This is a genomic window from Microbacterium sp. LMI1x-1-1.1 (assembly GCF_040676205.1).
GTDB classification, from domain to species: Bacteria; Actinomycetota; Actinomycetes; order Actinomycetales; family Microbacteriaceae; genus Microbacterium; species Microbacterium aquilitoris.
Window position 1 is genome coordinate 815094 of record NZ_JBEGHM010000002.1, and the last position, 13868, is coordinate 828961.

Annotated in this window: 13 protein-coding genes; all 13 read right to left on the reverse strand. The window is 69.9% G+C overall.

What is annotated here, in order from left to right; translation table 11 throughout:
* Positions 1-14 precede the first annotated feature (14 nt).
* Positions 15-1481 carry a glutamate synthase subunit beta gene (locus MRBLMI1x_RS11690; RefSeq protein WP_363458920.1) on the reverse strand — a complete coding sequence of 489 codons (1467 nt, stop codon included), beginning with the start codon at positions 1479-1481 and terminating at the stop codon, positions 15-17.
* Entirely contained in the window at positions 1474-6078 is a 4605-nt protein-coding gene (gltB, locus tag MRBLMI1x_RS11695; protein ID WP_414685607.1) for a glutamate synthase large subunit, read from the reverse strand. The genes MRBLMI1x_RS11690 and gltB overlap by 8 nt, the downstream gene beginning before the upstream one ends.
* A 53-nt stretch (positions 6079-6131) precedes the next feature.
* Complete coding sequence (gene lgt / locus MRBLMI1x_RS11700; protein WP_020097283.1) at positions 6132-7103, reverse strand: prolipoprotein diacylglyceryl transferase; 972 nt, start codon at positions 7101-7103, stop codon at positions 6132-6134.
* A 10-nt stretch (positions 7104-7113) separates the two neighbouring features.
* Positions 7114-7914: a tryptophan synthase subunit alpha gene (gene trpA / locus MRBLMI1x_RS11705; RefSeq protein WP_363458922.1), complete on the reverse strand. Its 801-nt coding sequence runs from the start codon at positions 7912-7914 to the stop codon at positions 7114-7116.
* Positions 7911-9170 (reverse strand): tryptophan synthase subunit beta, encoded by a 1260-nt coding sequence (gene trpB, locus MRBLMI1x_RS11710; RefSeq protein ID WP_018186771.1) that lies wholly within the window; start codon positions 9168-9170, stop codon positions 7911-7913. Before trpB ends, trpA begins: the two co-directional genes overlap by 4 nt.
* Complete coding sequence (gene trpC / locus MRBLMI1x_RS11715) at positions 9167-9943, reverse strand: indole-3-glycerol phosphate synthase TrpC (protein ID WP_116229097.1); 777 nt, start codon at positions 9941-9943, stop codon at positions 9167-9169. The genes trpB and trpC overlap by 4 nt, the downstream gene beginning before the upstream one ends.
* Position 9944: 1 nt before the next feature.
* Positions 9945-10172, reverse strand: coding sequence for a DUF6704 family protein (locus MRBLMI1x_RS11720; RefSeq protein ID WP_018186769.1), 228 nt, complete (start codon positions 10170-10172; stop codon positions 9945-9947).
* A 94-nt stretch (positions 10173-10266) separates the two neighbouring features.
* The gene (locus MRBLMI1x_RS11725) at positions 10267-10851 is read right to left on the reverse strand and encodes a Trp biosynthesis-associated membrane protein (RefSeq protein WP_116229098.1); all 585 of its coding nucleotides are present in this window, start codon (positions 10849-10851) and stop codon (positions 10267-10269) included.
* Positions 10848-11207, reverse strand: coding sequence for a phosphoribosyl-AMP cyclohydrolase (hisI, locus tag MRBLMI1x_RS11730; RefSeq protein ID WP_311856740.1), 360 nt, complete (start codon positions 11205-11207; stop codon positions 10848-10850). The genes MRBLMI1x_RS11725 and hisI overlap by 4 nt, the downstream gene beginning before the upstream one ends.
* Positions 11204-11968: an imidazole glycerol phosphate synthase subunit HisF gene (gene hisF / locus MRBLMI1x_RS11735; protein WP_018186766.1), complete on the reverse strand. Its 765-nt coding sequence runs from the start codon at positions 11966-11968 to the stop codon at positions 11204-11206. The genes hisI and hisF overlap by 4 nt, the downstream gene beginning before the upstream one ends.
* Before the next feature lies 1 nt (position 11969).
* On the reverse strand, positions 11970-12812 hold the full coding sequence (hisG, locus tag MRBLMI1x_RS11740) for an ATP phosphoribosyltransferase (protein WP_018186765.1): 843 nt from the start codon (positions 12810-12812) through the stop codon (positions 11970-11972).
* Between the two features lie 46 nt (positions 12813-12858).
* A complete protein-coding gene (locus MRBLMI1x_RS11745; RefSeq protein WP_018186764.1) occupies positions 12859-13122 on the reverse strand; it encodes a phosphoribosyl-ATP diphosphatase in 264 nt (87 codons plus the stop codon).
* A gap of 56 nt (positions 13123-13178) precedes the next feature.
* Positions 13179-13862, reverse strand: a complete 684-nt coding sequence (gene rpe, locus MRBLMI1x_RS11750) for a ribulose-phosphate 3-epimerase (RefSeq protein ID WP_363458928.1) — start codon at positions 13860-13862, stop codon at positions 13179-13181.
* Positions 13863-13868 lie beyond the last annotated feature (6 nt).

Here is a 13868-nt window from a genome sequence, read left to right on the forward strand (position 1 = left end):
GGAACGGTCTCAGCCTAGGCGTGCTGGAGGCCGATCGCGACGTCGGTCGGTCGGACCGGCGCCGGGAGGCTGGTCGACCCCATCAGGTACTCGTCGACGGCCGAGGCCGCCGCGCGCCCTTCTGCAATCGCCCAGACGATGAGGGACTGACCACGACCGGCATCCCCGGCCACGAAGACACCCGGTGCCGTCGCCTGCCAGTCGCCCGCACGCTCGACGTTGCCGTTCGAGGTGAACACGGCGCCGAGCTGCTGCTCGAGCGCCGTGCGCTCGGGGCCGGTGAATCCCATGGCGATGAGAACGAGATCGGCGGGGATCTCCCGCTCGGTCCCGCCCTTGGGGACGCGGCGGCCGTCGACGAACTCCGTCTCGGCCACCCGCAGGGCGCGCACCTCCCCCGCCTCGTTGCCGAGGAACTCGACGGTCGAGGCGAGGTACGAACGCTCGCCGCCCTCTTCGTGCGCCGAGGCGACCTCGAACAGGGTCGGCATCATGGGCCACGGCTGGTGATCGGGACGCGCCTCGGGCGGCTGCTTGCCGATCGCGAGGTTGGTGACGCTCAGGGCACCCTGGCGGTGCGCCGTGCCGATGCAGTCGGCGCCGGTGTCGCCGCCGCCGATCACGACGACGTGCTTGCCCTCGGCGTGGATCTGGTGAGGGACCTGATCGCCCGCGACAGCCTTGTTGGACTCGACGAGGTACTCCATGGCGAAGTGGACGCCGGCAAGGTCGCGCCCCGGGATCGCGAGGTCGCGCGGCACGGTCGAACCGGTGGCGATGACGACGGCGTCGTACCGCGCCCGCAGGTCGTCCCACGACAGGTCCTTGCCGATCTCGACGCCGGCGCGGAAGCGGGTGCCCTCGTCACGCATCTGCCGCAGTCGGGTCTCGAGGTGGCGCTTCTCCATCTTGAAGTCCGGGATGCCGTAGCGCAGCAGACCGCCGATGCGGTCGTCGCGCTCGTACACGGCGACCGTGTGCCCGGCGCGCGTGAGCTGCTGCGCCGCAGCGAGACCGGCGGGGCCCGAACCCACGACGGCCACCGTCTTGCCGGTCAGACGTCCCGGCGGCTCGGCCTCGACCCAGCCGTGCGCGAACGCCTCGTCGATCGTGGAGACCTCGATCTGCTTGATCGTGACGGCCGGCTGGTTGATCCCCAGGACGCACGAGCTCTCGCAGGGCGCAGGACACAGGCGACCGGTGAACTCCGGGAAGTTGTTCGTCGCGTGCAACCGCTCGATGGCAGCGCGACCCTCCCCGCGCCAGGTGAGGTCGTTCCACTCCGGGATGAGGTTGCCCAGGGGGCATCCCTGGTGGCAGAACGGGACGCCGCAGTCCATGCAGCGGCCGGCCTGGCGACGCAGCACGGCCTGGTCGCCCTGCTCGTACACCTCTTTCCAGTCCATGATGCGAACGGGGACGGGCCGGCGCGGCGGCAGCTCGCGCTCGGTGACTTTGAGGAAGCCCTTCGGGTCAGCCACGGGTCACCTCCAGGATGCGGTTCCAGACGACGTCGCTGTCGGGGTCGAGCCCCTCGGCGGCCGCCTCCTGGCGGGTTTTCAGGACGGCCGCGTAGTCACGCGGCAGGACGCGGGTGAAGTTCGCGACCTCGGTGTCGAGGTTCGCGAGCAGCCGCTCGGCGAGGTCCGATCCGGTCTCCTCGACGTGACGGACCAGCAGGTCGCGGAGGATCTCGACATCGCCGGCGCCGAGCTCGAGGAGCTCCAGCTCGCCGGTCGCGAGGGCCTCGCGGTTGATGAGGGCCCGGTCCAGGTGGTGGATGTAGGCCGATCCGCCGGACATGCCCGCTCCGAGGTTGCGGCCGGTGGGCCCCAGGATCACGGCGAGTCCGCCGGTCATGTACTCGAGCGCGTGGTCTCCGACGCCCTCGACGACAGCCGTGGCTCCGGAGTTCCGGACGAGGAACCGTTCGCCGACGACGCCTCGGAGGAACATCGAGCCGCGGGTCGCGCCGTAGCCGATCACGTTGCCGGCGATGACGTTCTTCGACGCGTCGAAGGCGGCATCGCGGGGAGGCCGGACGACGATCTCGCCGCCCGACAGGCCCTTGCCGACGTAATCGTTCGAGTCGCCCTCGAGACGCAGCGTGATGCCCGAAGGCAGGAAGGCGCCGAAGGACTGCCCCGCCGATCCGGTCAGGTTGACCTCGATCGTGCCCGACGGCAGACCGTTCTCACCGTGGGCCTTGGTGACGTGGTGTCCGAGCATGGTGCCGACGGCACGCTCGGTGTTGCGCACCGGGAGGTCGATCGTCACGTGACCCCCGTGGGCGACGACATCGCGCGCCCGGTCGAGCAGGCCGACGTCGAAGTGCTCTTCGAGCTCATGGTCCTGCTCGCGCACGCGGTGACGGGGTGCATCCTCCTCGAACACGGGTCCGCGGAGGATGGGCGACAGGTCCAGCCCGTACGCCTTCCAGTGGTCGACCGCCGGCTGCACGTCGAGGACCTCGGTGTGACCGACGGCCTCTTCGATCGAGCGGAAGCCGAGCTCGGCCAGGTACTCCCGCACCTCCTGCGCGATGAACTCCATGAAGTTCACGACGTGATCGGCCTTACCGGAGAAGCGTTTGCGCAGTTCCGGGTTCTGCGTCGCGACGCCGACGGGGCAGGTGTCGAGGTGGCACACGCGCATCATGATGCAGCCCTCGACGACGAGCGCGCTCGTCGCGAAGCCGAACTCCTCGGCGCCGAGCAGCGCCGCGATGAGCACATCGCGTCCGGTCTTCAGCTGTCCGTCCGCCTGCACGACCACCCGGCCGCGCATGTCGTTGATCATGAGCGTCTGCTGGGTCTCGGCGAGACCGAGTTCCCAGGGCGTGCCCGCGTGCTTCAGGGAGTTCAGCGGGCTCGCCCCCGTGCCGCCGTCGTGTCCCGAGACGAGGATGACGTCGGCCAGGGCCTTCGCCGTTCCCGCCGCGACCGCGCCGATGCCGGACTGGCTGACGAGCTTCACGTGGACGCGCGCCGACGGGTTGGCTCGCTTGACATCGAAGATCAGCTGCTTCAGGTCCTCGATCGAGTAGATGTCGTGGTGGGGCGGCGGTGAGATGAGTCCCACACCGGGCGTGCCGCCGCGCGTCCGCGCGATCCAGGGGTAGACCTTGCCGGGAGGCAGCTGCCCGCCCTCGCCGGGCTTCGCGCCCTGGGCGAGCTTGATCTGGATGTCGTCGGCGTGCGTCAGGTACATGCTCGTGACGCCGAAACGTCCCGAGGCGACCTGCTTGATGGCGCTGCGCCGTTCGGGGTCGAGGAGCCGGTCGACGTCCTCTCCGCCCTCGCCCGTGTTCGACTTCGCACCGAGTCGGTTCATCGCGATCGCGAGGGTCTCGTGCGCCTCCTTGGAGATGGAGCCGTAGCTCATCGCTCCGGTCGAGAAGCGCTTCACGATCGACGAGATCGGCTCGACCTCGTCGATGGGAACCGCGGGGCGGACGCCGGACTTGAGCCGGAAGAGGCCGCGCAGCGTCTTCAGGTCGGACGCCTGCTCGTCGATCATTTGCGTGTACTCGCGGAAGATGTCGTAGCGGCGCGTCCGGGTCGCGTGCTGCAGACGGAACACGGTGTCGGGGTTGAAGAGGTGGGATGCCCCGTCCCGCCGCCACTGGTACTCGCCGCCCGTCCAGAGCCGCTCGTGTGCACGCGCGGCCTGATCGGCGGGGTACGCGAACTCGTGACGGGCGAGGTTCTCCCGCGAGATCTCCTCGATCCCGATGCCCCCGAGCTTCGTCTCGGTGCCGGTGAAGTACGTGTCGATGAACTCCTGCGAGAGTCCGACGGCCTCGAAGACCTGGGCGCCCGCGTACGAGGACACCGTCGAGATGCCCATCTTGGACATGATCTTCAGTACGCCCTTGCCGAGCGCGTAGATCAGGTTGCGGACGGCCTTCTCGGGCTCGACGCCCGTGATGTACCCCGCGCGGACCAGGTACTCGACGGTCTCCATCGCGAGGTAGGGATTGACCGCCGACGCACCGTATCCGATCAGCGTCGCGACGTGGTGGACCTCGCGGACGTCGCCCGCCTCCACGACGAGACCGACCTTCATGCGGTTCTGGTTGCGGATGAGGTGGTGGTGTACGGCCGACAGGGTCAGCAGTGACGGGATCGGCACGAGGTCCGACGTCGAGTCTCGGTCGCTGAGGATGATGAACTCGACGCCGTCGGCGATGGCGGCATCCACCTCGGCGCAGATCTCGTCGAGCCGGGAGCGCAACGAGTCCGCGTCGGCGTCGGCGCGGTACAGGCCCCGGATCGTGATGGAGCGGCGACCGGGCAGGGCGCGGTCGATGTTCTGTAGCTTCGCGAGCTCGTCGTTGTCGATGACCGGGAAGTCGAGGGTGATCACACGGGTGTGGTCGGCGCCGGAGGCCAGGAGGTTGCGCTCGGGGCCGAGGCCGAGCCCGAGGGAGGTGACCACCTCCTCGCGGATCGAGTCGAGCGGCGGGTTCGTGACCTGCGCGAACTGCTGCACGAAGTAGTCGAAGAGAAGGCGCGGCCGCTGGCTGAGGACGGCGATCGGCGTGTCCGAGCCCATCGCACCGAGGGGTTCGGCACCGGTCTGGCCCATGGGGGTCAGGAGGATGCGCACCTCCTCCTCGGTGTAGCCGAAGGTGCGCTGACGCCGGGTGATCGAGGCGATCGGGTGCACGATGTGCTCGCGCTCGGGAAGGTCCTTGAGGCGGACGCGCCCTGCGTCGAGCCACTCCTGCCACGGGTGGCGCGAGGCGAGGTCGCGCTTGATCTCGTCGTCCTCGACGATGCGGCCCTGCGCCGTGTCGACGACGAACATGCGTCCCGGCCGGAGCCGACCGCGCCGCTTGATGCGCTGGGGCTCGAAGTCGAGCACACCCGTCTCACTTCCGATGACGACGAGGCCGTCCGTCGTCTCGGTCCAGCGACCGGGGCGCAGGCCGTTGCGGTCGAGCGTCGCGCCGACGAGCGAGCCGTCGGTGAAGATGAGCGCCGCCGGGCCGTCCCACGGCTCCATCTGCATCGAGTGGTAGTCGTAGAAGGCGCGCAGGTCATCGGGGATGTCGGCCTGCTTCTCGTACGCCTCGGGGACCATCATCATGATCGCGTGCGGCAGGCTGCGGCCGGTCAACGTCAGCAGTTCGAGCACCTCGTCGAACGACGCGGAGTCGCTCTGGCCGGGGCTGCAGATCGGCAGCAGCGGACTGATGTCGCCGAGGAGCTCGGACTCGAGCTGGGACTGCCGCGCCCGCATCCAGTTGCGGTTGCCGTTGACGGTGTTGATCTCGCCGTTGTGGGCCAGCATGCGCAGCGGCTGGGCCAGCGGCCACGAGGGGAAGGTGTTGGTCGAGTAGCGGGAGTGCACGACCGCGAGCTCGGTCGCGAAACGCTCGTCCTGCAGATCGGGGTAGAACGGCTCGAGCTGGAGCGTCGTCACCATGCCCTTGTAGCCGAGCGTGCGGCTCGACAGCGACACGAAGTACGCATCGAGCTCGTGCTGGGCCCGCTTGCGCAGGCGGTACGTGCGGCGGTCCAGCGCGATGCCGGACAACGCCGGCGCATCGCCGACAGCGGGCCGTGACACGAAGAGCTGCTCGAACGCCGGGCGCGCGTTGAACGCCAGCTTGCCGAGGTTCTCATCCGCCGTCGGGACCACGCGCCACCCGAGGACCGTCAGACCCTCGCTCGCCGCGATGTCCTCGACAGCCGCCTTCTGCGCGGCACGCTCATCGTGGTCGGTCGGCAGGAACGCGAGACCGACGGCGTACTCGCCGACCGCGGGCAGGTCGAAGTCGACGACCGCGCGCAGGAACGCGTCGGGCATCTGAGTCAGGATGCCGGCGCCGTCACCGGTACCGGCATCCGACCCGATGGCACCGCGGTGCTCGAGGTTTCGGAGCGCGGTGAGGGCGAGGTCCACGATGTCGTGGCCCGCCTCGCCGCGCAGAGTCGCGACCATCGCCAGACCGCAGGCGTCCTTCTCGAACGCCGGGTTGTACATCCCCTGCTTCGCAGGGAACGAACCACCGGTGATGGACCCGGCCGGCCGGGTCGTGGTGTCTTCGTGACGGGAGCTCGAGGGCATGCCTACCGTCCTCACATGGGTGCTCAACCTGGGACGACGTCGGCCCTGCGGTGCTATCGGGTGGTGAGGGAGCTTGTGGCCCCACCGGAGGATTCTTCGGACGCGGGGGGTGCGCTCACGTCCACGAAGTCATCGGTTCCCTGTGAGTGTACCCCGCCCGGCGGAGTCCATTCGCGACCCGGCTGGTACGGCGAGGGCTCGAGCCCCGGGTGCCGACGCTTCTGCACGATCATGATGACCAGACCCACGATGACACCGAAGATCGCCGCCCACACGTTGGTGCGGAGACCGAGGTACACCTCGCTCGGATCGATGCGGATCGACTCCCAGACGATGCGACCGGCCGAGTACCAGACCAGGTAGAGGCCGAACAGGCGTCCCCACTGCAGCCGGAACCGGCGTCCCGCCGCAGCGATGATGATGACGCCCATGACGTTCCAGATGACCTCGTAGAGGAACGTCGGGTGGAACAGGGTGCCCACGGGCAGCCCGGCGGGCCACGCCGAGTTCGGGTAGTCGATCTCCAGCCCCCAGGGCAGGTCGGTGGGAAGACCGTAGAGCTCCTGGTTGAACCAGTTGCCGAAACGTCCGAACGCCTGCGCCAGCAGCAGTGCCGGCGCGAGGGCGTCGGCGAACGTCCAGAAGCGGATGCCGCTCCACTTGCAGCCGAGCCACGCGCCGATCGCACCGCCGATGAGGGCGCCGAAGATGGCGATGCCGCCCTCCCAGATCCGGAAGATCGCCCACAGGTCCTTGCCCTCGCCAAAGTAGAAGCCGGGGTGGGTCAGGACATGGAAGATGCGCGCGCCGATGATGGCCAGCGGGACGGCCAGCAGAGCGATGTCGATCACGACCCAGGGCTCCGCGCCGCGCGCGGTGAGGCGACGGTTGGTCCACAGCGTCGCGACGATGATGCCCGCCAGGATGCACAGGGCGTAGAAGTGGATCGTCAGCGGGCCGAGCTGGAACGAACTGATCGACGGGCTGGGGATGCTCGCGACGACAGAGAGGGCAGCAGAAGTCACGACGGCGAGTCTACGCGGTGACGGCGTGCGGTCCTGCGCCCTGCGACAGCTCGCGCGCCGTCGCCGCGAGCCGGTCGACGCCGCCGTCCCGCAGTGCGCGGACGAGCGCCGTGCCGACGATCGCGCCGTCCGCGTACTCGAGGACACCGTCCACCTGGTCGGCGGTGGAGATCCCGATGCCGACGCAGGCGTTCTCGACCCCGTGGGCCCGCAGGCGGTCGACGAGCGCGCGGGCTGCGGCATCCAACTCGGCACGCTCCCCCGTGATGCCCATCGTCGAGACGGTGTAGACGAAGCCCGTGGAGTGCTCGGCGATCATCTTGATCCGCTCCTCGGTGGAAGAGGGCGCCGCGAGGAAGATGCGGTCCAGGCCGGTGCGCTCCGACGCGGCGATCCAGTCGGCGGCGGCGTCGGGGGTGATGTCGGGCGTGATGAGCCCCGCGCCGCCCGCAGCGGCCAGGTCGTCGGCGAAGCGGTCGACGCCGTACTGGAACACCGGGTTCCAGTACGTCATGACGACGATCGGGACGTCGACGCGCTCGGCGATCGCACGGACGGCCGTGAACGTGTCGCGGAAGCGGAACCCGGCCGCCAGGGCGGCCTGGGTGGCCTCCTGGATGACGACGCCGTCCATGACGGGGTCGGAGTAGGGCGGGCCGAGCTCGAGGATGTCGGCGCCGTTCTCGGCGAGGGCGACGGCGGCGTCGATGCTCGTCTGCAGGTCGGGATATCCGATCGGGAGGTAGCCCACGAAGGCCCCGCGTCCCGCCTCCTTCGCGGCGGAGATCGCCGCCGCGACGCGAGAGGTCACAGTTCGACCCCTTCGCCGCTGCCGTGCGCGGGGTCGGTCGGCACCTCGACGGGCTCCTTGTCGGCGTCGTAGAGCTCGAACCACCGGGCGGCGGTGTCCATGTCCTTGTCACCGCGGCCCGAGAGGTTGATCGCGATCACGCCGTCGGGACCCAGCTCGCGTCCGATGCGCAGCGCCCCGGCGAGGGCGTGCGCGGACTCGATGGCGGGGATGATGCCCTCGGTCCGGCTCAGCAGACGCAGGGCCTCCATCGCCTCGGTGTCGGTGGCGGGGATGTACTGCGCACGGCCGATGCTCGCGAGCCACGCGTGCTCGGGACCGACGCCCGGGTAGTCGAGCCCGGCCGAGATCGAGTGCGATTCGGTCGTCTGCCCGTCCTCGTCCTGCAGGACGAACGTCTTCGCGCCGTGGAGGATGCCGGGGCGACCGCGTTCGATGGATGCCGCGTGCTTGGGCGTGTCGACGCCGTCGCCGGCCGCCTCGACGCCGTACAGCGCCACGCCCTCGTCGTCGAGGAAGGCGTCGAACATGCCGATCGCGTTCGACCCGCCGCCCACGCAGGCGACGACCGCGTCGGGGAGCCGGCCGATCTCGTCGAGGAGCTGCTGACGCGCCTCCTCGCTGATGATCTTCTGGAAGTCGCGCACCATCGCGGGGAACGGGTGGGGCCCGGCGGCGGTGCCGAAAATGTAGTTGGTCGTGTCGACCGACGCGACCCAGTCGCGGTACGCCTCGTTGATCGCGTCCTTCAGCGTCCGCGAGCCCGTCGTGACGGGGATGACCTCGGCCCCGAGCAGCCGCATGCGCGCGACGTTCAACGCCTGTCGCTCGGTGTCGACCTCGCCCATGTACACCGTGCACTCGAAGCCGAACAGGGCGGCGGCGGTCGCGGTCGCGACGCCGTGCTGGCCTGCCCCGGTCTCGGCGATCACGCGCTTCTTGCCGAGCCGCTTCGTGATGAGCGCCTGACCGATGACGTTGTTGATCTTGTGCGAGCCGGTGTGGTTGAGGTCTTCGCGCTTGAGGAAGACCCGCGCGCCGCCGGCGTGCTCGGCGAACCGGGGCACCTCGGTCAGGGCCGACGGTCGGCCGGCGTAGACGCTCAGGAGCCGGGAGAACTCGGCAGCGAAGGCGGGGTCCGCCTTCGCATCCTCGTAGACCGCCGTGAGCTCGTCGATCGCGGCGATCAGGGACTCGGGCATGTACCGCCCGCCGAACTCGCCGAAGAACGGACCGGTAGCTGCACGAAGACTCATGAACCTGCCTCCAGGAAGGCGGCGAGCGTCGACACGGGGTCACTCGTGACGAGCGCTTCGCCGATCAGGACGACGTCGGCACCCGCGGCACGGTAGTGCGCGACGTCGGCGGGTGAGAGGACCGCGGACTCGGCGATCTTGATCACACCCTCGGGGATGTCGGCCGCGAGCCGCCCGAAGAGGTCGCGGTCGAGCTCGAAGGTCGAGAGGTTGCGCGCGTTGACTCCGACCAGACGCGCACCGATGTCGTTCGCGCGCGCCAGTTCCTCCGCCGAGTGCGTCTCGACGAGGGGCGTCATCCCGAGCTCCTGCACGAGACCGTGGAGCTCGGCGAGCAGGTCCTGCTCGAGCCCGGCGACGATGAGCAGCACGAGGTCGGCGCCCGCGGCGCGTGCCTCGAACACCTGGTAGGCCGTCGAGATGAAGTCCTTGCGGAGTACGGGAAGCGTGACCGCGGCGCGGACGGCCTCGAGGTCGGCGAGCGAACCCTTGAACTTGCGCCCCTCGGTCAGGACCGAGATGGCGGACGCGCCGCCGAGTTCGTACCGGCGCGCCTGCAGCGCGGGATCGGGGATGTCGGCGAGGTCACCGCGCGACGGGCTCGCGCGCTTGACCTCGGCGATGATCTTGACGCGCTCTGCGGGTGCGAGGGCGGCGAGGGCGTCGATCGCGGCAGGCTGCGCGAGGGCGAGCTTCTCCACGACAGCAAGGGGGCGGACGGTCTCCCGCTCCCGTGCATCCTCCACCGCGCCGCCCATGAGGTCGGCGAGCATGTCAGTGCTGCTTCGAGACGGTCTTCGACCCGCCGACGCCGTAGCCGGCCTTGGTCATGATGAAGCCGACGACGAGACCGAGGAGCAGCAGGACGACCGAGAGCCAGACGAGGAGCGGCATCTCGAGGAAGAAGAACACGGTGCCGATCGTCAGCGCGACGAGCATGATGATGACCGTCGTCCATGCCGCCGGGGAGTGTCCGTGGCCGGGGTCCTCGATGCCGCTCATTGTTCTCCTTCGATGGGACGCACGGGTTGTCTGGGTCGGCTGACGCCGCCCGATCAGTCTAGCGGGGCGTGCAGACTCCCCCGCCCCGCGGAGCTCAGGTGGTCGGGTCCTCGCCGCGCGAGAGATCGTCCCAGGAGTCGATGCTGTCGCGGGGACCGGCCGCGCGATCCGTGCGGTACTTCCGGCCCGCCGAGCTCCATCGGTGTGCCGTCGCGAGGGCGAGCACGCCGCCGAGCAGGATCAGAGCGGATGCCGCGACGGTGACCGCCGGCCAGGGCGTCGCCGTGACCTCGGTCACGATGGCGGCGATGCTCTTCTCCCCGCTGAGACCGGTGGCGTCGGTCACCGGGCCGGCGACGGCATCCACGGGTCGCTGAGAGGCGATGCGGAACGCACCCCATCCGAGGCCGGCGCCGAGGGCCACGGCGATGACGGCGAAGACGTGGCGGAGCACCCGGCCGACGATCGTCAGGGCGAGCCCGAGAGCGAGCGCCGCGAGGCTCAGGGGCGCGACGACGGCGAGGGCATCGGCTCCCGCGACGGCGATCGGCACCGGAGACCCGTCGTCGACGGTCGCCTCGAGCCAGGTCTGGGTCGACCCGATGATGCCGAGTGCGCCGCCGGCCAGGATCGCGAGGACGGCCGACAGACGGGTGCGCCGCGACGTCGCCTCGGTCACGAGAACTCGCCGACGACGGGATCGAGGTCGTCGGCGTCGAAGCACGTGCGGTCGCCGGTGTGGCAGGCCGCGCCGACCTGCTCGACGGACACCAGCAGCGTGTCGCCGTCGCAGTCCAGCCGCACGCCCTTCACGAACTGCGCGTGGCCGGACGTGTCGCCCTTGCGCCAGTACTCCTGACGCGACCGCGACCAGAACGTCACGCGACCCTCGGTGAGCGTCCGGTGGAGGGCCTCGGCATCCATCCACCCGAGCATGAGCACCTCGCGCGTGTCGTGCTGCTGCACGATCGCGGGGACGAGGCCGTCGGCGTTGTAGACCACTCGGGACATGCGCTCCTCGATCGACCGGGTCATCGGCGGACCTCCACCCCTTCGCGGACGAGCGCGTCCTTGACGTCCGCGACGGTCAGCTGGCCGGAGTGGAAGACGGATGCCGCGAGCACCGCGTCGGCACCGGCGGCGATCGCCGGGGCGAAGTGCGCGGCATCCCCCGCTCCTCCGGAAGCGATCACGGGCACCGTGGACACCTCGCGCATGAGCGAGACGAGCTCGAGGTCGAACCCGTCCTTCGTGCCGTCGGCGTCGATCGAGTTGACGAGGAGCTCCCCCGCACCGCGCTCGATCGCCTCGCGCGCCCAGGCGAGCGCGTCGATGTCGGTGAGGGTGCGTCCGCCGTGCGTCGTGACGGCGAAGCCGGACGGCGTGCCGGGATCGCGCTTGACGTCGAGGGAGAGGACGAGGACCTGCGCCCCGAAGCGGTCGGCGATCTCGCCGAGGAGCTCGGGCCGGGCGATCGCGGCCGAGTTGACGCCCACCTTGTCGGCGCCGACCCCGAGGAGCCGTGCGACGTCCTCGGCCGAGCGCACTCCCCCGCCCACGGTGAGCGGGATGAAGACCTGCTCGGCGGTGCGCTGTACGACGTCGTACGTCGTGTCGCGCGCGTCGACGGTGGCCGTCACGTCGAGGAAGGTGATCTCATCGGCGCCCTGCTCGTAGTACCGGCGCGCCAGTTCGACGGGATCGCCCATCTCGCGGAGGTTCTCGAAGTTGACGCCCTTGACGACCTTGCCCGCGGCCACGTCGAGACACGGGATCACGCGGCTGACGAGCGACACGTCAGAGCCTCGCGTTGTGGATGGCGGTCACGAGGATCGCCCGCGCGCCGATCTCGTAGAGGGCGTCCATGACCTGGTTCACGGTCTTCCGCGGGCTCATGACGCGGACGGCGACCCACTCGGGGTCGCGGAGCGGCGAGATCGTGGGCGACTCGATGCCGGGAGCGAGGGCGACCGCCTGGTCGACCAGGTGCGCGGGCAGGTCGTAATCGATGAGGACGTAGCGCCGGGCGACCATCACGCCGCGCAGGCGGCGCAGGAGCGTCTCGGTGCCGTCGGCCTCGGTCGGCGCGCCGATGAGGACGGCCTCGGACTCCAGCAGCACCGGTCCGAAGATCTCGAGACCCGCTTGGCGGAGGGTCGTGCCGGTCGAGACGACGTCGGCGACGGCATCCGCGACACCCAGCTGAACGGCGGATTCGACCGCACCGTCGAGCGGCACGAGGTCGACGGCGACGCCGAGGTCGTCGAGGTACGCGTCGACCAGGCCCGGGTATGCCGTCGCGACGCGCAGTCCGTCGAGGTCGGCGAGCTCCGTGAAGCGTCCGGGAGGGCCGGCGAACCGGAACGTCGAGCCGCCGAAGCCGAGCTTCTCGATCTCACGGGCGCCCGGCATCCGGGCGTCCAGCAGCAGGTCGCGACCGGTGATGCCGACGTCCAGCGCACCGGAGCCGACGTAGGTGGCGATGTCCTTGGGACGAAGGTAGAAGAACTCGACGTCGTTGACGGGGTCGATGGCGTGCAGGTCCTTGGGGTCGCGTCGACCGGTGTACCCGGCTTCGGCGAGCATCCCCGCGGTGGTTTCGGCGAGCATGCCCTTGTTGGGGACGGCGATGCGCAGCATGGAGCGTCTTTCGGTGTGGAGGTGGGCGGACGAGTCGAGGGACCGATCAGAGATGTCGGTACACGTCCTCGAGCGTCAGGCCCTTCGCGAGCATCATCACCTGCAGGTGGTAAAGCAGCTGCGAGATCTCCTCGGCCGTCTCGGTGTCGGACTGGTACTCGGCGGCCATCCAGACCTCGGCGGCCTCTTCGACGATCTTCTTGCCGATGGCGTGGACGCCGCGATCCAGCTGCGCGACCGTGCCCGATCCCTCGGGACGGCTCGCCGCGGTCTCGCTCAGCTCGGAGAACAGTGCGTCGAAGGTCTTCACACCCTCCAGGGTACCGGCCCGCCGATCACGGCCGGTCCGCGTGACGGCCGTGCGCGTCAGTGACGGTGAGCGGATGCCGCGGCCGAGCGGAGGGCGCTGATCGCCGCGCCGGGATCCTCGGCCCCGAAGACGGCCGAGCCCGCCACGAACGTGTCGGCACCGGCATCGGCTGCCTGCGCGATGGTCGACTCGCCGATGCCGCCGTCGACCTGGAGCCAGACCTGCGACCCGCGGCGGCGGGCCTCGTCGCTGAGCCGGCGGAGCTTGGGCATCTGGTCGGCCATGAAGCCCTGCCCGCCGAAGCCGGGCTCGACGGTCATAACGAGGATCTGGTCGAACTCGTCGAGGACGTCGAACAGCTGCTCCACGGGGGTCGCAGGCTTGACCGCGACGCCGGCGCGTGCGCCGATCTGCCGCAGCCGACGAGCGAGGGCGACGGGGTCGGCGGCCGCCTCGAGGTGGAACGTGACGGATGCCGCCCCGATCTCGGCGTACTCGGGAGCGCAGCGATCGGCGTCGCTGATCATGAGGTGCACGTCGAGCGGGACGGGGCTCGTCGCTTGGATGCGCTCGACCATCTGCGGGCCGAACGTCAGGTTCGGGACGAAGTGGTTGTCCATGACGTCGACGTGGACGAAGTCGGCCGACGCGATGCGGGCGAGTTCCGCCTGCATGTTCACGAAGTCGGCGGCGAGGATGCTGGGGTTGATGCGTACGTCGGAATCGGCCACGTCAGCCATTATCCC